Annotated in this window: 19 protein-coding genes; 11 read left to right on the plus strand and 8 right to left on the minus strand. The window is 68.7% G+C overall.

Features of this window, described 5'->3' with window-relative positions:
• Positions 1 to 14: 14 nt before the first annotated feature.
• From TSO5_RS15050 to TSO5_RS15060, 3 genes are all read right to left on the minus strand, one after another.
• Positions 15 to 722, minus strand: a complete 708-nt coding sequence (locus tag TSO5_RS15050) for a Crp/Fnr family transcriptional regulator (RefSeq protein WP_246457956.1) — start codon at positions 720 to 722, stop codon at positions 15 to 17.
• Between the two features lie 115 nt (positions 723 to 837).
• The gene (locus TSO5_RS15055; RefSeq protein ID WP_247870774.1) at positions 838 to 2,676 is read right to left on the minus strand and encodes an ABC transporter ATP-binding protein/permease; all 1,839 of its coding nucleotides are present in this window, start codon (positions 2,674 to 2,676) and stop codon (positions 838 to 840) included.
• Between the two features lie 100 nt (positions 2,677 to 2,776).
• The gene (locus tag TSO5_RS15060; RefSeq protein WP_109152320.1) at positions 2,777 to 4,141 is read right to left on the minus strand and encodes a GH1 family beta-glucosidase; all 1,365 of its coding nucleotides are present in this window, start codon (positions 4,139 to 4,141) and stop codon (positions 2,777 to 2,779) included.
• 208 nt (positions 4,142 to 4,349) lie between these two features.
• Between TSO5_RS15060 and TSO5_RS15065 the strand changes: the two genes are divergently transcribed.
• The gene (locus TSO5_RS15065) at positions 4,350 to 5,633 is read left to right on the plus strand and encodes an alpha-glucosidase/alpha-galactosidase (RefSeq protein ID WP_109152321.1); all 1,284 of its coding nucleotides are present in this window, start codon (positions 4,350 to 4,352) and stop codon (positions 5,631 to 5,633) included.
• 7 nt (positions 5,634 to 5,640) lie between these two features.
• Here the strand turns inward: TSO5_RS15065 and TSO5_RS15070 are convergent, their stop codons facing one another.
• Positions 5,641 to 6,792 (minus strand): MFS transporter, encoded by a 1,152-nt coding sequence (locus TSO5_RS15070; protein WP_109152322.1) that lies wholly within the window; start codon positions 6,790 to 6,792, stop codon positions 5,641 to 5,643.
• Between the two features lie 231 nt (positions 6,793 to 7,023).
• Here TSO5_RS15070 and TSO5_RS15075 point away from each other — a divergent pair, with 231 nt between their 5' ends.
• From TSO5_RS15075 to TSO5_RS15085, 3 genes are read left to right on the plus strand one after another with little or no spacing between them, the layout of a single operon-like run.
• Positions 7,024 to 7,401, plus strand: a complete 378-nt coding sequence (locus TSO5_RS15075) for a nuclear transport factor 2 family protein (RefSeq protein ID WP_109152323.1) — start codon at positions 7,024 to 7,026, stop codon at positions 7,399 to 7,401.
• 29 nt (positions 7,402 to 7,430) lie between these two features.
• Positions 7,431 to 8,246 (plus strand): alpha/beta hydrolase, encoded by an 816-nt coding sequence (locus TSO5_RS15080; protein ID WP_109152324.1) that lies wholly within the window; start codon positions 7,431 to 7,433, stop codon positions 8,244 to 8,246.
• 40 nt (positions 8,247 to 8,286) lie between these two features.
• A complete protein-coding gene (locus tag TSO5_RS15085; RefSeq protein WP_109152325.1) occupies positions 8,287 to 9,153 on the plus strand; it encodes a helix-turn-helix transcriptional regulator in 867 nt (288 codons plus the stop codon).
• A gap of 130 nt (positions 9,154 to 9,283) precedes the next feature.
• On the opposite strand, the gene putA is transcribed toward TSO5_RS15085, so the two are convergent.
• The 3 genes from putA to TSO5_RS15100 all read right to left on the minus strand — a co-directional run bounded on the left by putA (position 9,284) and on the right by TSO5_RS15100 (position 14,740).
• Positions 9,284 to 13,006 carry a trifunctional transcriptional regulator/proline dehydrogenase/L-glutamate gamma-semialdehyde dehydrogenase gene (gene putA, locus TSO5_RS15090; RefSeq protein ID WP_247870775.1) on the minus strand — a complete coding sequence of 1,241 codons (3,723 nt, stop codon included), beginning with the start codon at positions 13,004 to 13,006 and terminating at the stop codon, positions 9,284 to 9,286.
• A 360-nt stretch (positions 13,007 to 13,366) separates the two neighbouring features.
• Positions 13,367 to 13,984, minus strand: a complete 618-nt coding sequence (locus TSO5_RS15095) for a metal-dependent hydrolase (RefSeq protein ID WP_109073610.1) — start codon at positions 13,982 to 13,984, stop codon at positions 13,367 to 13,369.
• 201 nt (positions 13,985 to 14,185) lie between these two features.
• Positions 14,186 to 14,740, minus strand: a complete 555-nt coding sequence (locus TSO5_RS15100; RefSeq protein ID WP_109152327.1) for a DUF1003 domain-containing protein — start codon at positions 14,738 to 14,740, stop codon at positions 14,186 to 14,188.
• Between the two features lie 182 nt (positions 14,741 to 14,922).
• Between TSO5_RS15100 and TSO5_RS15105 the strand changes: the two genes are divergently transcribed.
• The 7 genes from TSO5_RS15105 (at position 14,923) to TSO5_RS15135 (ending at position 21,458) form a co-directional block, all read left to right on the plus strand.
• On the plus strand, positions 14,923 to 15,222 hold the full coding sequence (locus tag TSO5_RS15105) for a hypothetical protein (protein ID WP_109152328.1): 300 nt from the start codon (positions 14,923 to 14,925) through the stop codon (positions 15,220 to 15,222).
• A 290-nt stretch (positions 15,223 to 15,512) separates the two neighbouring features.
• A complete protein-coding gene (locus tag TSO5_RS15110; protein ID WP_247870776.1) occupies positions 15,513 to 16,940 on the plus strand; it encodes a glycosyltransferase family 87 protein in 1,428 nt (475 codons plus the stop codon).
• Positions 16,941 to 17,026: 86 nt separating this feature from the next.
• Positions 17,027 to 17,632 carry a hemerythrin domain-containing protein gene (locus TSO5_RS15115; RefSeq protein WP_109073613.1) on the plus strand — a complete coding sequence of 202 codons (606 nt, stop codon included), beginning with the start codon at positions 17,027 to 17,029 and terminating at the stop codon, positions 17,630 to 17,632.
• Between the two features lie 102 nt (positions 17,633 to 17,734).
• On the plus strand, positions 17,735 to 18,907 hold the full coding sequence (locus TSO5_RS15120) for a zinc-dependent alcohol dehydrogenase (protein ID WP_109152330.1): 1,173 nt from the start codon (positions 17,735 to 17,737) through the stop codon (positions 18,905 to 18,907).
• A 9-nt stretch (positions 18,908 to 18,916) separates the two neighbouring features.
• On the plus strand, positions 18,917 to 19,456 hold the full coding sequence (locus tag TSO5_RS15125) for a cyclase dehydrase (RefSeq protein ID WP_109152331.1): 540 nt from the start codon (positions 18,917 to 18,919) through the stop codon (positions 19,454 to 19,456).
• Between the two features lie 5 nt (positions 19,457 to 19,461).
• On the plus strand, positions 19,462 to 20,967 hold the full coding sequence (locus TSO5_RS15130; RefSeq protein WP_109152332.1) for a nitrilase-related carbon-nitrogen hydrolase: 1,506 nt from the start codon (positions 19,462 to 19,464) through the stop codon (positions 20,965 to 20,967).
• On the plus strand, positions 20,964 to 21,458 hold the full coding sequence (locus TSO5_RS15135; RefSeq protein WP_109152333.1) for a hypothetical protein: 495 nt from the start codon (positions 20,964 to 20,966) through the stop codon (positions 21,456 to 21,458). The genes TSO5_RS15130 and TSO5_RS15135 overlap by 4 nt, the downstream gene beginning before the upstream one ends.
• Positions 21,459 to 21,460: 2 nt before the next feature.
• On the opposite strand, the gene TSO5_RS15140 is transcribed toward TSO5_RS15135, so the two are convergent.
• The gene (locus TSO5_RS15140) at positions 21,461 to 21,832 is read right to left on the minus strand and encodes a WD40 repeat domain-containing protein (RefSeq protein WP_146203738.1); all 372 of its coding nucleotides are present in this window, start codon (positions 21,830 to 21,832) and stop codon (positions 21,461 to 21,463) included.
• Positions 21,833 to 22,015 lie beyond the last annotated feature (183 nt).

A 22,015-nucleotide genomic window follows, 5' to 3' on the forward strand; every position in this document is an offset into this window, starting at 1 on the left:
TGCTGGCGGACGGGCTACGGTCCGTCTGCCAGCTCGCGCAGGGCGTCCACGTCGCAGCGGAAGCGGTTGGGCCGCAGTTCGTCCAGCAGGCCTTGCCGCTTCAGTTCGGCGACGACACGGCTGGCGGTCTCGGTGGTGATGCCCAGCACGGCGCCGACATCCTCCCGCCCGAAGAAGTCGCATTCGCCCTGGTCATCCACCAGGGTCAGGAACAGCCGGGCGACCCGCGCCCTGGCGCTGCCGGTACCGAGTTCGACCAGAAAGGCGTCGGCCCGCTCCACCGCCTGATGCCAGCGCCGCATCAGCTGCTGGTGCAGGTGCTGCGTCTCCTCCGACAGGCGCTGGATCACCGCGCGGGGGATGCGGCAGGTCAAAACGGGGTGAATGGCGATGGCGGTGTGGCGGTAGGGCTCGCCCAGCGCCGCCTCCAGCCCGGCGGTGTCGCCGGTGCGCAGGAGCCGGACGATGCGCTGGCCGCCATTCGGCAGATACTGCACCAGCTTCACCAGCCCGCCGCGCACGGTGAAGAGCGCCGCCGGCTCGTCGCCGACATGATAGAGCGCGGCCCCCGGCGCCACCGTCATCTCGTCGATCGGCAGGTGGATCAGGTTGAAATCGGATTCGGTCAGATCGGCGAACAGCGCCGACTCCCGGATGCCGCACCCCCGGCAGTTCGCCAGCCCCCGCCATGCCGCGTTGATGCTGGTCTTCTTCACGCTCATGTCCATGGTTGTGCGGGGCGGCGATGCTGTGGGTGCGAACGGTGTCCGCCGCGCAGTGTGGCAGCTTTTTGGATCGGTTCCAAGGTTCGCGCCCAAGGTTCGGGAGCGGGGAGAGTCAGGCCGCGCTTTCCGTCGCCGGCAGGACCTCCCGCACCTCCTCGCGCAAGGTGACGGCACCGTTGGTGCGCTCCAGCACCAGCTTGCGGCCGTGGTGGGCGTCCAGCCCGGCGTGGTGGCCGATGGTCAGCAGGGTGGCGTTCGGCAGTTCCCGCTCCATCAGCGTCAGCAGTTCCTCCTCCGCCGGGGGGTCGAGGCTGTCGGTGGCGTCCTCCAGGAAGATCCAGTCGGGGCGGCGGATCAGCAGCCGGGCGAAGCCCAGCCGTTGGCGTTCGGGCACCGACAGCACCTCGTCCCAGCGGTCGAGGCTGTCGAGCCGGTCGACGAGGTCGGGCAGACCGACGCTGACCAGCGCGTCGGCCGCCTTGTCGTCGGCCAACGACGAGGCCGTGCCGGGATAGGCCAGCACCGCGCGCAGGGTGGCATGCGGCAGATAGGGGCGTTCCGGCATGAAGAAGACGCGGGTGTGGGCCGGCAGGGTGATGAGCCCGCGGCCCCAGGGCCAGACGCCGGCCACGGCACGGAACAGGCGGATGGTCGCCGTCGCGTCGCCGCCGATCAGCACGCGGTCGCCCGGCCGCACCTCCAGATCGAAGGAATGGACCACGGCCGTGCCGTTCGGCTCGTCGATGGCGACGCCGGTGAAGGTCAGGGACTTGTGCTCGTCCGCGCGCACGACCTGGATATGGCCGTCCGGGACGTCGCAGACCTCGCGGTCCAGCCGAACCAGCGCGTCGTGCAGGTTCAGCACGCGCTCCACCGACGCGCGCCATTCGGCGGCCCGCGGCAGATTGTCGATCGGCCAGGACAGGGCGCCCACCGTCTGCTGGAAGGCCTGCGCCGTCTGCATCAGCACGCCCAGCGTGATGGCGCCGGTGATGTAGCGGGGGGCGGCGACCAGGATCGGAAAGGCCGCCGACAGCACGGAATAGCTGGCGCTGAACACCATCATGTTGGCGAGCGCCGCGGTCTGGCGGTTCCAGCCCCGCGCCACCCCGGCGAACAGGCCGGTGAGATGTCCGCGCTCGGCCGATTCCCCGTGCAGCAGTGCGATGGTCTGGCCGTTCTCGCGGATGCGGGCCAGCGCGAAGCGGAAATCGGCCTCGTAGCCCTGGCGGCGGTTGACGGCGTTGACCAGTGGCTGGCCGATCAGCATCGCGATGCTGGTGCCCACCACGGCATAGATCAGCGCCACATAGAGCAGATGGCCCGGCACCGACAGCTCGGACCCGAAAACCGTGACCGTCAGGGTGCCGGACAGCATCCACAGGATGTTGGTGAAGCTGACCAGCAGCAGCGCGCAGTAGGTCAGAGAATGGCCAAGGTCGATGGCGACCTCCGCCGTGATGCGGATGTCCTCGGCGATGCGGCCGTCGGGGTTGTCGTGCTCGCCCGGCAGATAGGCGATCTGGTGGTGGCGGCCGCGGCGCAGCCAGTCCTCCAGCAGCTTGCGCGTCAGCCAGTCGCGCCAGCCCATCTGCAACCGGCGCTTCACCCGCAGATGTAGCACGACGATGACGATGTTGTAGACGATGATCAGCCCGACCAGGCCGATCATGGTCATCAACCGGTCCATGGAGCGCTGTTCGAGCGCGTCGAACAGCCGCTCGCTCCACAGATTGATCAGCACCGGGATCGACACCTGCCCGATCGTCAGCACGACCAGCGCCACGGTCATCGCCCAGACGGTCACCCGGGTCCGTCCGAACCAATAGCCGCCCGCCAGCATCAGGAAACGGCGGGTGAAGCCCGGTGCGCCATTGTCCGGCCTGCCGGCGGCGGATTGGTCATCGCCGGTTTTGCCGCCGCCCGTCTTGCCGTCTGTGTCGTCGGTCATGCCGCCCATCCCGGGCTCCCGCCCTCAATCCTTAACGTCCGTATGGCTAACGAATAGGACGTCTATTGCCAAAAGTACAGGGTCAGGGGCGAAAGAAGGGTTAAAGCCTCCCCGTTCTCACAACCTCGGCAAGGAAGCGATAGCTGTCCTTCGGCGTGCGTTCCAGCGTATCATAATCGACCCGCACGATGCCGAAACGCTTCGACAGGCCAAAGGCCCATTCGAAGTTGTCCAGCAGGCTCCAGCACAGATAGCCTTTGACGTTGCAGCCGTCGGCCAGCGACTTCGCCACCGATTCCAGATGCTCGCGGTAGTACAGCACCCGCTCGGCATCGTGGATCTGGCCGTCCGGCGTCACGATGTCGTCATAGGCGCAGCCGTTTTCCGCGATGAAGACGGCGGGGTTGCCGTAATCGGTGCGGAATTCGGTCAGCAGGTCGTACAGCCCCTCCGGCTGCACCGGCCAGGCCATGCCGGTCCAGCGCCGGCACTGCGCCTCGCCCCAGCCGACATTGAAGGGCCGCCCCTCCTCATGCTTCATCGTCATGCGGGAGTAGTAGTTGATGCCCAGCAGGTCGATGGGATAGCGGATCGCCTCCTCGTCGCCGGGCAGCACGAAATCCGCCATGCGGTCGGCCAGCAGCGCCGGGATCTGGCCGCGCATCACCCCGTCCAGCGTCACCCGGTTCCACACCGCGTCCCAGCGGGCGGCGGCGGCCACATCCTCCGGCCGGTCGCTGTCGGGAACGGCGGGCTGCAGGTTCAGGACGGTGCCCAGCGTCAGGCCGGAATGCTCCGCCGCGATGGCGCGCAAGGCGGCGCCCTGCGCCAGATTCTGGTGGTGCAGGGCCCGCAGGATGCCCTGTTCGCCCAGCTTGTGGCCGGGGGCATGCTCCCCCACGCCATAGCCGAAGATGGCGACCACGTTCGGCTCGTTCAGCATCATCCAGGTCTTGACCCGGTCGGCCAGCCGGGCGGTGACGATGCGGGCATAGTCGGCGAAGGGGCCGATGATCTCCCGCCCCTGCCAGCCGCCGGCATCCTCCAGCGGCTGCGGCAGGTCCCAATGATAGAGGCAGGCCATCGGCGTGATCCCGGCCTCCAGCAGCCCGTCGACCAGCCGGTCGTAGAAATCGAGGCCGCGAGTCTCCACCGCCCCGGTCCCCGTCGGCAGGATGCGCGGCCAGGCGATGGAGAAGCGGTAGCTGTCGAAGCCCGCCGCCTTCATCAGCGCGATGTCTTCCGGGAAGCGGTGGTAATGGTCGCAGGCGACGGCGGCGCTGCTGCCATCCATGATGCACCCTTGCGCGGTGAAGGTGTCCCACACGCAAGGCCCGCGCCCGTCCTCGGCCACCGCCCCTTCGATCTGGTACGAGGCGGTGGACGCGCCCCAGCGGAAATCGGGCGGGAAACTCAGCGGTCTGGCATCGGCGGCCTGGGACACGGGCTGGCTGAAACTGTCCATTGCTATCCTCCCACGGAGACATTCGTTTTTCCCAGCATGCCGCAGCCGGACCGTCTTCGCCATGGGACAAGCATGCGAATGATGTGGGCGCGACGCGGTGGCGCAGACAAAGACGGTTGCACGCGGGGACTGTGCGGACCTCTCCGAAAGGCGTAGCCTGTTCCGACAAGACGGCGGTCAGCCGCTCCGCTCACGGAGGAAACCCGACATGCCCAACACCACGAAAATCGTCTTCATCGGCGCCGGCAGCGCCGCCTTCGGGCTCAGCCTGTTCCAGGATTTGTTTTCCACCACCGAACTCGCCGGCAGCACCCTGACGCTGGTCGATACGAACCCCGAGGCGCTCGACCGCATGGCGGCGCTGGCCGAGGTGATGAACCGCCACGGTGACGCCGGCATCACCATCGAGAAGACCACCGACCGCAAAGCGGCCCTGCAGGGCGCCGGTTTCGTGCTGTGCGCCATCGCCATCGACCGCAACCGGCTGTGGAGGCTGGATTTCGAGGTGCCGAAGAAGCACGGCATCCGCCACACGCTGGGCGAAAACGGCGGTCCCGGCGGTCTGTTCTTCACCCTGCGCACCCTGCCGCTGATCGTCGACATCGTCCGCGACGTCGAGGCGATCTGCCCGGACGCGCTGTTCATCAACCTGTCGAATCCGGAAAGCCGCATCGTCCTGGGCCTGTCGCGCTGCACCTCCGTGCGGACGCTGGGGCTTTGCCACGGCATCTTCCTGGCGCGCTGGTTCATCTGCCAGATCCTGGGCATGGCGGAGAAGGAGGTCGATGTCTGGGGCGCCGGGCTGAACCATTTCCAATGGCTGACCGCGATCCGCGAGAAGGCGACGGGGCGCGACCTCTACCCGCTGCTGCGGGAGAAGGAGGCGACGCACGACCCGTCCTTCACCCCGCTGGCGCGCCGCCTGTTCCACGCCTTCGGTTTGTGGGTGACGCCCAGCGACGACCATACCGGCGAGTTCCTGCCCTATGGCTGGGAGGCCGGGGAGCATGGCTTCGACTTCAAGCATGACGAAGAGGGCCGCGTCATCCTGCGCGACCTGATGGACGGCGTCATCGACGGCAGCAAGCCGATCCCCGACGACTGGACAAAGCCGTCCTGGGGCGAGCGGGCGGTGGCGGTGATCGCCGGCCAGTTGCACAACCAGAAGCGCTTCATCGAATCGGGGATCGTCATCAACCGCGGCGTGATCCCCGGCCTGCCCGACGAGCTGGCGGTGGAGGTGCCGCTGGTGGCGGACGCCGCCGGCGTCCACCCGATCTCGCTCGGCCGCCTGCCCGACGGCATCGTCAAGCTGCTGTCGGTCCAGGCCAACGTTCAGCAATTGTCGGTGGAGGCGGCGCTGCACGGGTCGAAGGAGCTGGCGCTGCAAGCCCTGCTGATCGACCCCGTCATCAACTCCAGCACGGCAGCCGTCGCCATCCTGGACGAGCTGTGGGAGGCGAACCGGCCCTATATCCGGGCGTGTTTGTAAGGGGCGTTTAAGCCCGCCCCCGCCGGATCAGCCGGGCCGAGGCGAAGCCCAGCCCGGCGGTCAGTGCACCGACGCCGAGGAACAGCGGGCCGAAGCCGGTGTGGGTGGAGATGGTGCCGTACAGCACCGGCCCAATCCCCTGGCCGATGAAGAAGCTCGACGCGAACAGGGCCAGCGCCGATCCGCGGGCGGTTGGCGCCAGCTCCGTCGCCTGGGTCTGCATGGTGTTGTGCAGCATGTAGAAGCCGAAGCCGGCGACCAGGAAACACAGGCTCACCACCGGCCAGGGCACCGGGAAGGCGATGACCAGATAGGCCAGACCGGCGGCCAGACCGCCGGCCTTCATCATGCCCCATTGGCCGAGCGAGGCGATCAGCCGCCGCACCACGGCGCTGTAGGCGACGCCGCCGATGGCGAAGGCGGCGATGGTCAATCCGGCCTGGAAGGCGCCGGCCGCGCCATGTTCGATCAGCACCGGCGCCACGAAGGGGAAGACGCCGAAGATCAGCAGCCCTTCCGCCGCCACCGTGGCGAAGACGAACAGGGAGGCCGGGTTTGTCAGCACGGTGGCATAGCGCCGCTGCGCATCCGCCACCGACAGGGGGGAACGGGTCTCCACCTCGCGCGCCAGGCCAATGAGGGCGGCGACGCAGATCAGCGCGGTCAGCCCGGCGGACAGGCCGAACACCATGCGCCAGCCGAACGCCTCGGCCAAGGCGCCTGAGACGGCGGAGCCCGACATCTGCCCGAGGATCACCGCCAGCAGGAAACGACTGATGGCGATCTGGCGCTCCTCATAAGGCACGCGGTCGCCGATCAGCGCCATGGACGCCGGGATGATGCCGCCGGCGAAGGCGCCGGCCAGGACGCGCCCGGCCATCACCGTGCCGTAGCTCGGCGCCATGGTGGACAGCACAAGGCCGACGGTCAGGACCGAAAGGGCCAGCCGGACCAGCCGCGACTTGCCGATGGCGTCGCCGACCGGCCCCAGCACGATCTGCATCAACGCATAGGGCAGCGTGTAGGCGGAGGCCAGCAGCGCCGCCTGCCGAACCGTGACGCCGAGGTCGTCGGCGATCAGCGTCAGCATCGGATCGGTGGTGCGCAGGGAAAAGGCGCTGGCAAAGCCGGCGAGGCCGAGCAGGAAGATGAGACGCATGGAGGATCCGAACGGCGGCGGTGACGGCAAAGGTGATGGTTGTGGACCTTAGCCGGATCACAGGCATGCGTACCGCAGTGCGACGGTGATGGCAGGCATGCGCGCGCCGCGGGATCGTTCGTGTACGGCATTACCTGGCACGTAATCGATTCAGCTCCCGCCATCGGGCAATTCTGGCTTCGCCGGGACAATCCGGCGGCCAGGACAACGGACCGAGAAAGGGACCTGACGATGACCGACGCGACCCACACCCCCGCCGCAATCGCCGACCTCTACATCGCCGCCTGGAACGAGACCGACCCGCAGCGGCGCCGCGCCCTGATCGCCGAGGGCTGGAGCGAGGATGCCAGCTATCTCGACCCGCTGGCGGGGGTGAGCGGCCATGACGGGCTGGACGCTCTGATCGACGCCGTGCAGCGGCAGTTCCCCGGCCTGCGCTTCAGCCTGCTCGGGGCTGTGGACGGGCACAATGACCGGCTGCGCTTCTCCTGGGCGCTGGGGCCGGAGGGCGGCGAGCCGCTCGCCCGCGGCACCGATTTCGCGCTGCTGGCGGCCGACGGCCGGCTGCGCAGCGTCACCGGCTTCCTCGACCAGATGCCGACGGCCTGAACCGCAATTCTTTCGCAGGGAGATCGATCATGGGCTTCATCCACACCGACGACGGCGTGCGCCTGTTCTACCGCGATTGGGGCAAGAAAGAGGGCAGCCGGCCGATCCTGTTCGTGTCGAGCTGGTCGCTGACCTCCGACGCCTGGGCCTATCAGATGGCGCCGCTGTCCGAACAGGGCTGCCGCTGCATCGCCTTCGACCGCCGCGGCCATGGAAAGTCCGACGAATCGCCGTCCGGCTACGGCTTCGACCGGTTGGCGGACGACATCGCCGCCCTGATCGACGGGCTGGATCTGCGCGACGTGACGCTGGTCGGCCATTCGATGGCGACGGGGGAGATCGTGCGCTACCTGACCCGGCATGGCTCCGGGCGGGTGGCGGGCGTGGTGATGGTGGGAACCATCACGCCGCTGATGGCGCGCACCGACGATAACCCCGATGGCGTCGATCCGGCGCTGTTCGAGGCGTTCCGGACGGAGCAGCTGCTGCGCGACTTCCCGAAATGGCTCGGCGACAACATCGACCCCTTCGTGAACGGGGAGACCTCGGCGGAGATGAAGGGGTGGATCACCGGAATGGCGCTGCAATCCTCGCTGTTGGCCCTGCTGGAGTGCAACCGCGCCATCACCTCGGCCGATTTTCGCAAGGAGCTGCCGGCCATCGCCGTGCCGACACTGGTCATCCATGGCGACCGCGACGTGACGACGCCGCTGGCGCTCGCCGAACGCACGGTGGCGCTGATGCCGAACGCCACGCTGTCCTTCTATGAGGGGGCGCCGCACGGCCTGTTCATCACCCACCGCGACCGCTTCAACGCGGAACTGCTGGCCTTCGCCCGCGGATGACGGCAACGATGGCCGCCGATATCGGTTCGGAGCACGTCCCATGCCCCATGGCACCTCTCAGACCGCCGGCCGCAACGGCAGGGCACCGGCGGGTCCGCCGGTCGGCGCCCTGCTGCGCTCCTGGCGGCAGCGGCGCGGCCTCAGCCAGCTCGATCTCGCCTGCGAGGCGGACATCTCCACCCGGCATGTCAGCTTTCTGGAGACCGGCCGGTCCCAGCCGAGCCGCGGCATGCTGATCCATCTGGCGGAACGGCTGGACGTGCCGCTGCGGGACCGCAACGCCCTGCTGGTCGCCGCCGGCTTCGCCCCGGTCTACAGCGAACACAGCCTGGACAACCCGGCGATGGAAGCGGCGCGCAAGGCGGTGGATCTGGTGCTGACCGGGCACGAACCCTTTCCGGCGCTGGCGGTGGACCGGCACTGGAATCTGCTGGCGGCCAACCGGGCGGTGGCACCGCTGCTGGAGGGGGTGTCGGCGGAACTGCTGGCGGGGCCGGTCAATGTCCTGCGCCTCAGCCTGCATCCCGACGGGCTGGCCGGCCGCATCGGCAACTGGGCGCAGTGGCGGGAACATGTGCTGTCCCGCCTGACCCGCCAGATCGAAGCGAGCGCCGATCCGGTGCTGGTGGCGCTGCGCAGCGAGTTGCAGGGGTATCCGGCGCCGGCCTCGTTTTTGGATAATGGCGGTGTGGACGGACACCACCCCGATGTGGTGGTGCCGCTGCGGCTGCACACGTCCGTTGGCTTGCTGAGCCTGTTCAGCACGACGACCGTCTTCGGGACGGCGGTGGATGTCACGCTGTCGGAACTGGCGATCGAGGCGTTCTTTCCGGCCAATGCCGAAACGGCGGACCGGCTGCGCCGGACGCTTGCTGAAATCCCCTCTCCCCCCCGGGGAGAGGGTTAGGGTGAGGGGGGTGCGCAGCGGGGATCTTCAAGAATCGCCCGCTCTCCACTCCCCACCAGATCCACGCAATGCATCCCCCTCACCCCGACCCTCTCCCCGGGGGGGAGAGGGGGATTTCCCCTTCGCGCTCTCAGCTCATCGCCACGAGGCTGGCATTGCCGCCGGCAGCGGTGGTGTTGGTGCTGACGGAGCGCTCGTTCATCAGCCAGGCGATCTCCACACCCTCGCCGCCCATGGGCACGCCCTGGGTCAGGACAATGGGGCCGGGCAGTTCGGCGATGCGGCGGTTGGCGGCCAGCAGGCGGGCGGAGTCACCCTCCACCAGCGCGCCGGCCAGCGGGCCGAAGCCGGTCCAGTTCGCGCTCACGCGGACACGGGCGGCAAGCTCCGCCGGCAGACCCTTCAGGCCGGCGGTGACGGCGCTGTCGCCATCGACCACCACCTCGTTGCCGGTGGCGAGCGCCGCGCCCAGCAGCCGGTACAGGCCCTCCTCCGTCTGTGGCAGCAGCAGGATGCGGCCGCGCGGGTTCAGGCTGTAGATGTTCTGCTCACCCACCGGGCCGGCCAGTTCGACGCTGCCGCCGACGGGGGAGCGCTTCGCCAGCGTCCGTACGTCGGTGGCGATGTCCGCCTTGCCCTGGTCGGCCAACCAGTCGGCGAAAGCATGGGCCGACGCACGTACGGCGTCGCTGCCGCGCATGCCCAGCTCCAGGGACGGACGTACGGACAGCAGGCGGGACAGGTACAGCGGGCCGCCGGCCTTCGGACCGGTGCCGGACAGACCATGGCCGCCGAAGGGCTGTACGCCGACCACCGCGCCGATGGTGTTGCGGTTGACGTACAGGTTGCCGGCCTCGATCCGGCTGGTCACGCGGTCGATGGTGGCGTCGATGCGGGTGTGCAGGCCGAAGGTCAGGCCATAGCCGGTGCCGTTGATGGCGTCGACCAGCCGGTCCAGATCATCGCGGCGGAAGCGCAGCACATGCAGGACCGGGCCGAACACCTCGCGTTCCAGGTCGGCGATGCTGTCGATCTCGATGATGGTCGGGGCGACGAAGGTGCCGTTGGCGGTCTCCGGCGGCAGCGGCAACGACTCCACCCGGCGGCCCTTGGCCCGCATCGCCTCGATGTGGCGGGTGATGCCGTCGCGCGCCTCCGCCGTGATGACCGGGCCGACATCGATGGCCAGCCGATCGGGGCTGCCGAGGCGCAGTTCGCGCATCGCGCCCTTCAGCATGGTCAGCGTGCGGTCGGCGACATCCTCCTGCAGGCAGAGGATGCGCAGGGCCGAGCAACGCTGGCCGGCGCTGTCGAAGGCCGATGCGATGACGTCGCCGACCACCTGCTCCGCCAGGGCGGAGCTGTCGACGATCATGGCGTTCTGGCCACCGGTTTCAGCGATCAGCGGGATCGGCGCGCCGTCCGGCGACAGGCGCCCGGCCAGCTGGCGCTGGATCAGGCGGGCGACGTCGGTGGAGCCGGTGAACATCACCGCGCGGGTGCCGGCATGGCCGACCAGGGCGCCACCGACCTCGCCCGCGCCGGGCAGAAGCTGGACCGCACCGGCGGGAACGCCGGCGGCGTGGAGGATGCGCACGGCCTCCGCCGCGACCAGCGGGGTTTCTTCCGCCGGCTTGGCCAGCACCGGGTTGCCGGCGGCCAGCGCCGCGGCGACCTGACCGGAGAAGATGGCGAGCGGGAAGTTCCACGGGCTGATGCAGACCACCGGGCCCAGCGGCAGGTGGGTGTCGTTGGCAAAGCCGTCGCGGACGCGGGCGCCGTAATAGCGCAGGAAGTCGATGGCCTCGCGCACCTCGGCGATGGCGTTGGCGGTGGACTTGCCGGCCTCGCGGATGATGAGGCCGAGCAGGGTCGGCATGCGCGCCTGCATCTCGTCGGCGGAGCGGAACAGGCAGGCGGCGCGCTGGGCCGGCGGGGTGGCGGCCCAGACCGGGGCGGCGGCCTCGGCGAACAGGAAGGCGTCGGCGATGTCGGCCGGGCCGGCCTCGACGCAAGTCCCAACGACGTCGCGGTGGTCGGCCGGGTTCAGCACCGGCTGGCTCTTGCCTTGGCGCTCGCCATCCGCCAGCAGCGGGGCGGCGGTCCAGGTCACGGCGGCGCTGTCGCGCATCGCGGCGGACAGGTCGGCCAGCGTGGTCTCGTTCGACAGGTCGAGACCGGCGGAGTTCGCCCGCTCCGCGCCGTAGAGATCCTTGGGCAGGGCGATCAGCGGGTTCTTTTCGCCCACCGGCAGGGCGGCGCGGGCCAGCGCCACCGGGTCGGCGACCAGATCGTCGATCGACACGCTCTTGTCGGCGATGCGGTTGACGAAGGAGCTGTTGGCGCCGTTCTCCAGCAGGCGACGGACCAGATAGGCCAGCAGGGTCTCGTGGGTGCCGACCGGGGCATAGACGCGGCAGGGCCGCTTCAGTGGGCCGACCACTTCCTTATAAAGAGGCTCGCCCATGCCATGCAGGCACTGGAACTCGTACTGGCCGACCTTGAACTCGCCGTTCAGGTGCGCGGCCATCTGGTAGATGGTCGCCAGCGTCTGGGCGTTGTGGGTGGCGAACTGCGGGAACACCGCGTCGGGTGCCGACAGCAGCCGGCGGGCGCAGGCGGCATAGGACACGTCGGTGTGCAGCTTGCGGGTATAGACCGGGAAATCCTCCAGCCCGTCGACCTGGGCGCGCTTGATCTCGCTGTCCCAATAGGCGCCCTTCACCAGACGGACCATCAGCCGGTGGCCGCTGCGCCGGGCCAGATCGACGACGAAGTCGATGACATAGGGGCAGCGCTTGCCATAGGCCTGGACGACGAAGCCGATGCCGTTCCAGCCCTTTAGGTCCGGATCGAAGCACAGCGCTTCCAGCAGGTCGAGCGACAGCTCCAGCCGGTCGGCCTCCTCGGCGTCGATGTTCAGGCCGATGTCGTAGCTGCGGGCCAGCCGGGCCAGTTCGGTGACGCGCGGCAGCAGTTCCGCCATCATGCGGTCGGCCTGGGCGCGCGAATAGCGCGGGTGCAGGGCCGACAGCTTGATCGAGATGCCGGGGCCATCATAGATGCCGCGGCCGGCCGAGGCCTTGCCGATGGCGTGGATCGCCGTTTCGTAATCGGCGTAGTAGCGGTCGGCATCGGCGGCGGTGGTCGCCGCTTCGCCGAGCATGTCGTAGGAATAGCGGAAGCCTTCCGCCTCCATTTTGCGGCTGTTGGACAGCGCCTCGTCGATGGTCTGGCCGGTGACGAACTGCTCGCCCATCATCCGCATGGCCATGTCGACACCGCGACGGATCAGCGGCTCGCCACCACGCAGGATCAGCTTGGTCAGCGCCGAGGACAGCGCCTGCTCGCCGCCGAAGCTGTTCCCCAACACACCCGTGACCTTGCCGGTGACCAGCAGCCCCCAGGTCGCGGCGTTGACGAACAGCGAGGGGCTGTTGCCGAGATGGGCGCGCCAGTCGCCGCCGGCGATCTTGTCGCGGATCAGCGCGTCGCGGGTGGCGCGGTCGGGGATGCGCAGCAGCGCCTCCGCCAGACACATCAGCGCCACACCTTCCTGGCTCGACAGGCTGTATTCGTGGATCAGCCCCTCCACCCCGCGCCCCTGCGGCTTGGCGCGCAGCGCGGCGATCAGCGTGCGGGCGGTCTGGGCCGCAGCATTGGTCACCTCGGCCGGCAGCGCCGCCTGATCGACCAGCCACGCCACGCAGTCCGGCTCCGGCCGGCGGTAGGCGGCGGTGATCGCCTGACGCAGCGGGCTGGCCGGACGAACGACGGGGGCGAAGGCGGCGAAGGGGCCGGTTCCGCTGGAGAGGGACGGCTCGGAGGCGGGGGCGGCGCTCGGGTCGATCATCTGGTTCATCGCGTGGCTGGCTCTGGTCGGGGGGCGTGGAGCGGCACCTGTCCGACGGGTTGCGGAGGCCGATCCGATGCCTGTCAGGCTAACCGATTTTCCGGGATCCTTTCCAACTGGTATTTATGCCATTTTACCGACTAAAGTTCTGAACCACGGCGGTTTGTCAGAATGAATTACGAGCGTCGGGACGAAATCTCAGAACATCCGGCCGGTTTTCAGGGCTGCATGACCGGCGCGTTCGTTTTTGCCGAACAAAAGTTGGCAATGCGTCCATGTTGCCGACGATACATAGAGCTCGTCGGGCTTGTTTTCGCAGATTCGATGGGATGGCGGGCGGAACGCCCGAACGGCCGGGAGTCAGCCCTTCAGCGGCTTGGGGCGGCTGGTTTCCGGCGGCTTGCGCACGGGGATCGGCGGCGCGGCCTTCTCCATGCCGCTCTCCCCCAGATAGGTCTGTGCCGCTGCAACGACGGAGCGCCAGGGCCGTTGCAGCGGGAATTCCGGCCATCCGTTGGCGAACAGGCCGGAGATCATCCAGCCCGCCATCAGCGTCACCGCCAATTGTTCGGAAAAACCGCCGGTCTTCAGGATCGGTAGAGCGAAATTGCGCCGCCGCTTGATCGGCCACAGCAACGGCAGGCCGGCCGGGGTCAGCAGGTCGCCGGCCAGATGGGTGAGATAGCCGACGATGAAGGGGATCAGCAGCCGCTGGTAGGCGGCATGCTCGTGCAGCACCCACAGGCAGCCGGCGATGGCCAGCGCCGAATGGGTGACGCCGCGATGACCGAAGATGTTGGAGATCGCGGTGGACAGCGGCTTGACCATCTGCCCCAGCGTCGACTTCGGATGGTCGATGTCCGGCGCCAGCGCCCCCAGAATCGCCGCGCCGAAGGCGACCGCGTCGAAGGTCATCCCGTACCGGCTCGACAGGTAGAACCAGGTGGCGCCACCGACGATTATGTGAGAGGACGCCATCACCGTCGGGTCACCGGGGCCTGAAGCTGGTCTCTGTCGGGACGGCTCCTGTGCCGGACCCGAAATTGTGGGGAGTTTGACCTTAGAATACTTTCCGGCCCAAGAACAATAATTCAAGCAGAAACAAGGGATTCCCTAAACGCATAACCTCCATGCGTTCGGCAACGGCGGGTTGCCGGAAGACCGGCGGCGGCGGGCGATTCACTCCTGTTCGTTCTTTGCCTGGGTCGCTTCGATTTCATCCAGCACGGCATCGGGGGCGACATCCTGCCGGATGACGTCCAGTTCGGCGTCGACCTCCGTCTCCACCCCCAGATGGCCGGCGATGGCGGAGACCAGCGTGACCAGCTTCGTCACCTCATGCTCGGCCAGCAGGCTGATCTGCAGGTCGAGGTCGGCGCGCTTGTCCGACACCGCGGCCATGCGGTTCTGGCTGATGAGGACGAAGGTGGAGAGGAAGATCGCCTCCACCGACGCGATCATCGCCAGCACGACGAAGGACGGATCCCACGGCTTGACGATGGGCAGCCAACCCAGATTGATCAGGATCCATCCGCCGAACAGGATCAGGTGCAGATAAACGAAGCGCATGCTGCCGGTGAAGCGGGTGACGGTATCGGCGATGCGGTCCTGCAGCGTCGCCTCCACCTCCTCCCGTTTGCGGCGGGCTTGCAATGCGTGGATGTTGCGCTCCAGCACCGCGCTGAGACCGCTGGCCTGGGGCGGCGGATAGGTGGGCGGGCGTTGTGCCGACATGGTGTCTCCGTGGTCTGCGGCGGCGGTTCGGCTGTCTCCATGATTCCGCGGTCGCCGTGACCGCCGCCGACAGGAAACCGTGGCGGCATGCGGGTGTTCCGGTCCCTGCCCGTCTGGCACGTGCCGGAACTCCGGCCGGGACGGGATGTTGGCCGAAGGACAACCGAAACCGGGAGAACCAGATGGACAAGTCCAGGAATCAGGATCAGGACCGCCAAATCTCCAACGCCGACAGCCCCAATCCGGGCGCCCAGGGCGGCGGCCCGGTCACCCCCGGCCGCGCCGGCCAGGGCATGGGGGTCGGCACCGGCAGTGCCGACGACCTGCCGCACACCGTCGGCGGCGGGCCGTCGACCACCGTCACCGTCGGCGAGGACACCGGCCAGCGCCGCGACCTGCCCGACCAGCACGCCGCTCCGCCAACCCCGAAGGAGGACGCCGGCAAGCGGCCGCGCAACCGCGAAGCGGGAAAGCCGGGCTGAGCGATTCCGCGCGAGGCCCCTGCTTCCCGCCCCTTCTTTCTTCCTCCGAACGCGCCGGCGCCGCCGCGGCGGGGTAGCTTGCTACCGCCGCGGGTGCCTGGCGTTTAATGGCATTACTCCCATCCGGCACGGGCGGGGCACATTCCCCATCCGCAGTGCTCTGGCATAGTTTCGCGGACCTGCCGGCAGTTGAAGCCGGGCACAACGCCAGGGAGTGGTCGCCGATGGACTCGAAGGAATTCGCAAGCGCGGCAGACGGATCATTGGATGGGCCCTTGGGGGATGGGCCCTTGAGCAATGGCGGCGGTGCGGCGGTTGGCGTCATCGGCAACCACCGCTTCGCCGCCTGGATGCTGTCCGTCGCGTTTCTGTTCGTTCTCAGTGTCGACACGCTGCTCGGCGTCGTTCTCAGGCCCTTTCTGGATGCCGGGCTCGACACCACGGTCTGGGACGTCCTGCTCCTGATCCTGGGCAAATCGCCGGAACACCTGCCGCTCGATTCCTGGGAACCCATGATGACGGCCTTCACCTGGCTGCATGACAATGGGCAAGGCAACGTCTACGACGCCATCTTCTTCACCAAGCATGTGAAGTTCCAATATCCGCTGACCTCGCTGCTGGTTCTGGAGGCGATGTCGGCGCTCGGCCTGCTCCATCTGCGGATCTATGCCCTGATCAACCTCCTGATGGTCGTCGCCACCGCCGGCGGCATGGCGCTGCTGATGCGCGAACTGGCGGAGCGCATGGGCTTCGACCAGACCGTGCGCAACGGGGTCAGCCGGCTGACGCTCGCGGCACTCGGCGCGGTGGCGACGCTGTGCTTCTTTCCGATCGTCAAGGCCTTCGCCGTCGGCCAGATGCAGGTGTGGCTGAACGCCGCCTTCGTCTTCGCCACCCTGTTCTACGTGCGCGACCAACGGGTGCTCGCCGGCGCGCTGCTCGGCGCATCGACGCTGATCAAGCCGCAGATGTCGCTGTTCCTGATCTGGGCGCTGCTGCGCCGGGAATGGGGGTTCGCCATCGGCTGGGCGGCGGTGGTGATTCCCGGCTTCGCCGCCGCCAGCGCCCTCTACGGCTTCGGGCCGTCGCTGCATTACCTCGACGTGTTGTCGTTCCTGGGCCAGCATGGCGAAAGCTACTATGCCAACCAGACCTTGAACGGGCTGCTGCACCGCCTGCTGCAGAACGGTCCCAACCTGCTGTTGAACACCAACGGCGAGGCCGAATGGCGGGGCAGCGCCTTCCCGGCCTACAATGCGCTCGTCCATGGCGCGACTCTGGTCTCCGGCATCCTGTTCGTTCTGTTCGGCCTGCTGTGGCGGATCCGGGACGGGGCTGGCAATCGAGGCGACCGGCGGCAGCCCATCGCCTCCTTCCTGGTGGCCGGGACCTGCTTCACCATCGGCACGCCGATCGCCTGGATCCCGCATTACGGCGTGCTGCTGCCGGTCTGCGCCTATCTGCTGTTCGTCCTGATCGACCTCGCCGCCCGGGACCGGCGCCGCGGTCTCGGCAAACTGCTGCTGCTGGGCATCGGATTCGCGATCGTGAGCAACGACTTCTTCCATCCCCTGAACGAGCTTGCCGATACCCCCCTCAACGTCCTGCAATCCTACCTGTTCTTCACGGCCCTGCTGCTGCTCCACCTGCTGGTGACGACCGCGGACACGCCGCGGGCGGCGCGGCAACCGTCCGCTCCGCCCCTGCCCGCGCGCTGACGGTCAGCGGAACGCCTGCCGGAACGCCGGGGCTCGCGCGCCTGTTGGTGAGCCAGATCACCCAACCGGCAGGAAGGAGCCCCGCCATGGCACGGTATTCGGGAGCAGGCTATTCGCACGGAGACGATACGGGCTGGCTGTCGGCGCGCGGGCTGGCGATGATGGCCGGCGGGGCGGCGCTGGCGCTGGTGGCGAGCCGGCTGCTGCCGCCGGTGGTGGCGCAGCTGGCCGGCACCGCCCGCCACGCCGCCGGCCGCGACGGCATCGACGCGCTGATCGACGACCATCGCCACATCCAGTCGCTGCTGGTGGAGATGGTGCAGACCCCGATGGATGCGCCGGGCCGCCGCACCCAGCTGCTGCTTCGCCTGAAGCGCCGGCTGGCCGCCCATGCCATGGCGGAGGAGGACGTCGTCTATCCGCTGCTGCACGACCAGGCGCGGAAGGAGGAGGACGCCAAACATCTCTACGGCGAGCATGCCGAGATGAAGATGCACCTGTTCGATCTGGAACAGACGCCGAAGGACGATCCGCGCTGGCTCGCCGTCGCGCTGGACCTGAAACGCATCGTCGACGGCCATATCCGGCAGGAGGAGGAGATCGACTTCCCCGCCCTGCGCAACAGCCTGGACGACGGCCAGACCGCCATCATGTCGGGCGGCGTCGCCCGCGAAAAGGCACTGATCCTCTGACCATCGCCTTTCGACAAAGGACCGGACGGCACCGGAACGCTCCGGCCGCCGGTCCTGTTGCTGAACGCGACCCAAACGAAGGCAAGAGTCGGGGAGACATCGATGAGAGCACTGGTCTGGCATGGCGCCAACGACATCCGCTGCGACACGGTCCCGGATCCGGAGATCGAGCATCCGCGCGACGCCATCGTCAAGGTGACGACCTGCGCCATCTGCGGGTCCGACCTTCACCTGCACGACAATTTCATGCCGGGCATGGAGAAGGGCGACATCGTCGGCCATGAATTCATGGGCGAGGTGGTGGAGGTGGGATCCGACGCCAGGAGCGCGCTGAAGGTCGGCGAGCGGGTGGTGGTGCCCTTCACCATCTGGTGCGGCGAATGCGACCAGTGCAAGCGCGGCAACTATTCGGTCTGCGAGCGCTCCAACCGCAACAAGGCATTGGCTGACAAGCTCTTCGGCCACACCACCGCCGGGCTGTTCGGCTACACCCACCTGACCGGCGGCTATGCCGGCGGGCAGGCCGAATATGTGCGGGTGCCGATGGCCGACCGCACCCACATCAAGGTCCCCAGCGGGCTGACGGACGAACAGGTCCTGTTCCTGGGCGACATCTTCCCCACCGGCTGGCAGGCCGCCGCCCAGTGCGACATCCAGCCGACCGACACCGTGGCGATCTGGGGCTGCGGCCCGGTCGGGCAGATGACGATCCGCAGCGCCGTCCTGCTCGGCGCCAAACAGGTGATCGCCATCGACCGCGTGCCGGAACGGCTGGCGATGGCCAAGGCCGGCGGCGCCATCACCATCAATTTCGAGGAGGAGAGCGTCGTCGAGCGGCTGAACGAGCTGACCGGCGGCAAGGGTCCGGAGAAATGCATCGACGCCGTCGGCATGGAGGCGCACGCCACCGCGACGCTCGACAGCATGATGGACCGCGCCAAGCAGGCGCTGATGCTGGAATCGGACCGCGCCCATGTGCTGCGCGAGATGATCTATGTCTGCCGCCCGGCCGGCACGCTGTCGATCCCCGGCGTCTATGGCGGGCTGATCGACAAGATGCCCTTCGGCATGGCGATGAACAAGGGCCTGACCTGGCGCATGGGCCAGACCCACGTCAACCGCTGGACCGACGATCTGCTGAACCGGATCCAGGAAGGGCAGATCGACCCGTCCTTCGTCATCACCCACACCGTTCCGCTCGATCAGGGCCCCGAGATGTACAAGACCTTCCGCGACAAGCGGGACGGCTGCATCAAGGTGGTCCTCAAGCCCTGAGGTGAAGAGATGGCCTATTACAACCGCTCCTCGGCCGGAGACAACCTCGCCCGCGGGCTGGGCTGGTTCAGCATCGGCCTCGGCGTCGCCGAGTTGATGGCCGGCCGAACCATCGCCCGCTGGATGGGGATGGAGGACAAAACCAACCTGATCCGCGCCTATGGCGTGCGGGAGATCACCGCCGGCGTCGGCCTGCTGGCTCTCGGCGATCCCAAGCCCTGGATCTGGAGCCGCATCGCCGGCGACGCCGTCGACATGGCGACGCTGGCGGAGGGGATGCGGGACAATCCGCGCGCCGGGAATGCCGGGGTCGCCTTCGGCGCCGTGCTGGCGGCGACGGCGGTGGACATCGTCTGCGCCCAGAAGCTGCACCAGGAGGAGGCCCATTACCGCAGCCTGCCGGTGCCGGACTACAGCGGCCGCAGCGGCTTCCCCCGCCCCGTCTCCGCCATGCGCGGTGCGGCCAGCGACGCTCCCATCGCCGAAGACATGCGGACGCCGAAGATCCTGCAGTTCCAGCCGGCGGCCGGCCAAGCCGCAACCTCCTGACACCGATGCAGCACCCGGCCGACCTGTTCATGAGCCTGTGGCGCCGGTTGCAGGAGCGCCGCGACGAGGTCCGCAATCTGGCTCGAACGCTGGAGGCGGACCACGCCCGGGCCGGCCGGCTGGCCGACAAGGCGGCGGAGCGCCTGCGGTCCGGTGTCCGGGCGCTGGAGGAGTGGGCCGGTTCGGATCTCGAGCGGACACTGGCGGCGGCGCAGGCCATCGACGCATGGTTCGCGCCGCTGGCCTGCCGCTATCGCCATCGGGCCGACGACCCTCTTCCGGCCGAGCGGCTGGAGGCGCGCCGCCGCCTGAACCGCGACGGGCGGTTCAACGCCGATCCGGCCGACGGGCAGCTGATCCTGCGGCCTGGCCTGCTCGCCCGCGCCATGAACATCCGCGAGACGGCACCACCTGGCGCCCTTTCACCCGGCGCCGATCCGGAGGCGTTCGATCCCGTCGATCTGTTCACCAACCTGCTGGCGGTGCCGCCCAGCCTGACCATCGAGGCGGAGCGCGAGGGCGATCCGAAACGGCGCATCGCGGTGGAGTACCGGCGCATCGCCGCGGTGTCCGACCAGGACCCGAGCGACCCCGCCTGGACGCCGGTCGTCGGCATCGTCCCGCTGGCCGAGGCGGAGGACGACCTCGCCATCCGCCGGTTCCGCCGCGACGGCGAGGACTGGTACGACCCGGCCCCGCGCGAGCTTGGCCGCCGCGCCGCCGACGCCATCGCCGGGCTGGCGGAGCAGGGCGCCAATTTCGTGCTGTTCCCGGAGGTCTCGGTCCATGCCGACTCGCTGGCCGCGATCCGGCAGGCACTGCGTGCCCAGGCGGTGGACGGGCCGATCCGCTATACCCTGCTCGGCGTGAAGGAGGTGGAGGGCCGGCCGCGCAACCGCGCGATCCTGCTCGACCGCTGCGGCCGGGTGGTCGCCGATCAGACTAAGCTGCATTGCTGGGACCTCGACAGCGACCAGTGCCGCTCCTACGATTTGCGCGACCGCAACGGCCGGCTGCTGGACTGCGCGCGCGAGGACATCGAGACCGGCGACCGCTTCACCCTGTTCGAGCTGCCCGACCTCGGCCGGCTCGCCGTCGCCATCTGCGAGGATCTGGGGCGGACGGAGCCGAGCGCCTGGATCGCATCGGGCATGATGGTGGACTGGCTGGTCACCCCGGTGATGGACAGCGGACTGACCACCGAACGCTGGCAGGCGAAGGAGGGCGGAGCCTCGTCGCGCGCCGGCTATTGCCGGGTGATCGTCGCCAACAGCATGGCGCTGTCGCACCGCTTCAACCGGTATTGCCGCGCCAACGGCGAAGAGGACAAGATCATCGAGGCGTGCGGCGTCGCCCTGCTGTTCCAGCCGCGGGCGAGCCAGGCCAGCGCGCCGCGCATCGCCTGCCTGACCCTGCCGCTCGCCGATCCGGCGCCGGGCTATGCCTGCGCCCGCTGGACGCCGGCCGACTGGCCCGCCCTGCCCGACCCGGAACCGGAGGGGAGCGAATGAACGCGTTGGAAGCGGCCTTGCGGACGCTGGGCGACGAGCTGCTCGCCGCCGTCGGGCGGGGGGATTGGGCGGTCGCGGATGCGGAACTGGAGACGCTGGCCCAGGAAGCGGTGGCTGCCGTCGTCGCCGATCGGACCGACGATCTTGCCGCCCTCGCCCGGACCGCCGCCCGATGCCACACCGCATTGTCCCTGCAGAACGATCAGAGCGGGGAGGCGATGCAGCGACTCGGCCAGTTGCGCATGCTGGCGGTCATGGTCGCCGCCGCCCGCAGCCACACCCCGCCGCGCCCGGCCGACGCTCTCCCCGCACCCGCTGGTGCAATTCTGTCGGCACTGGAGAGCGGGCCGCGGACTTGTCCCGCCATCGTCGAGGCGACCGGGCTGTCGGCGGAGCAGGTCGGCGCCGTCCTGCCGGAGCTTCGCGCCGCCGGCCTCGTCCGCTCCTGGCCGGCCGGGCGGCTGACCGTCAACGCACTCGAGTCGGGCTGACGTCAATCCACCGTGAAGGTGTTGCGCAGCGACCCGTCGGCGTTGACCATCTGATAGCGGCCATCGGGAAGCTTGTAGATCTCCATGCATTGCTGGCGCGGATCGATCTCCAGCGTCAGGCAATAACGGTCGTCCGACACCGTCCAATGGCCGTATTCGTTGCCCTTGCCGCCGGAAATGACGATCGACCCGTCCTTGGAAAAGCGGTTCAAGTAAGACTTGCCGCGTGCATTCACGATGCTCAGCGTGTGGCCGCCCAGCAGCGTCGACAGCTCCGGCCCGGTCAGGCGCTGGGCGCCCGGCTTGCGGTATTCCGGCTCGAACCCGGCGCAGGCCGACAGGGCCGACAGGCCGGCCAGGGCGGCCAGCGTCACCACGAGCAGACGCCCGCGACCAGGGGACGCGGGACGGGAATGGGATGACAATCGCATGGGGACGGGCCGCCTTTTCCGGTTCGTTGCACCGATCAAGATTGGCGGTGACGGCGTATCCGGCAAGTCATGAGGGTTCCCCGCCCGCCGCAAGAGTGGCGGCGGGGGGGGGCCCCCCCCCCCGGG

This window comes from Azospirillum sp. TSO5 (assembly GCF_003116065.1).
Classification (GTDB): domain Bacteria; phylum Pseudomonadota; class Alphaproteobacteria; order Azospirillales; family Azospirillaceae; genus Azospirillum.

Coding starts and splice junctions, on each gene's coding strand:
- TSO5_RS15065 (WP_109152321.1), top strand. CDS start 4,350: ATGCCCAACACCACGAAAATCGTCTTCATCGGCGCCGGCAGCGCCGCC.
- TSO5_RS15120 (WP_109152330.1), top strand. CDS start 17,735: ATGAGAGCACTGGTCTGGCATGGCGCCAACGACATCCGCTGCGACACG.
- TSO5_RS15100 (WP_109152327.1), bottom strand. CDS start 14,740: ATGTCGGCACAACGCCCGCCCACCTATCCGCCGCCCCAGGCCAGCGGT.
- TSO5_RS15055 (WP_247870774.1), bottom strand. CDS start 2,676: ATGACCGACGACACAGACGGCAAGACGGGCGGCGGCAAAACCGGCGAT.
- TSO5_RS15130 (WP_109152332.1), top strand. CDS start 19,462: ATGCAGCACCCGGCCGACCTGTTCATGAGCCTGTGGCGCCGGTTGCAG.
- putA (WP_247870775.1), bottom strand. CDS start 13,006: ATGATCGACCCGAGCGCCGCCCCCGCCTCCGAGCCGTCCCTCTCCAGC.
- TSO5_RS15135 (WP_109152333.1), top strand. CDS start 20,964: ATGAACGCGTTGGAAGCGGCCTTGCGGACGCTGGGCGACGAGCTGCTC.
- TSO5_RS15060 (WP_109152320.1), bottom strand. CDS start 4,141: ATGGACAGTTTCAGCCAGCCCGTGTCCCAGGCCGCCGATGCCAGACCG.
- TSO5_RS15070 (WP_109152322.1), bottom strand. CDS start 6,792: ATGCGTCTCATCTTCCTGCTCGGCCTCGCCGGCTTTGCCAGCGCCTTT.
- TSO5_RS15125 (WP_109152331.1), top strand. CDS start 18,917: ATGGCCTATTACAACCGCTCCTCGGCCGGAGACAACCTCGCCCGCGGG.
- TSO5_RS15105 (WP_109152328.1), top strand. CDS start 14,923: ATGGACAAGTCCAGGAATCAGGATCAGGACCGCCAAATCTCCAACGCC.
- TSO5_RS15085 (WP_109152325.1), top strand. CDS start 8,287: ATGCCCCATGGCACCTCTCAGACCGCCGGCCGCAACGGCAGGGCACCG.
- TSO5_RS15075 (WP_109152323.1), top strand. CDS start 7,024: ATGACCGACGCGACCCACACCCCCGCCGCAATCGCCGACCTCTACATC.
- TSO5_RS15095 (WP_109073610.1), bottom strand. CDS start 13,984: ATGGCGTCCTCTCACATAATCGTCGGTGGCGCCACCTGGTTCTACCTG.
- TSO5_RS15115 (WP_109073613.1), top strand. CDS start 17,027: ATGGCACGGTATTCGGGAGCAGGCTATTCGCACGGAGACGATACGGGC.
- TSO5_RS15080 (WP_109152324.1), top strand. CDS start 7,431: ATGGGCTTCATCCACACCGACGACGGCGTGCGCCTGTTCTACCGCGAT.
- TSO5_RS15050 (WP_246457956.1), bottom strand. CDS start 722: ATGAGCGTGAAGAAGACCAGCATCAACGCGGCATGGCGGGGGCTGGCG.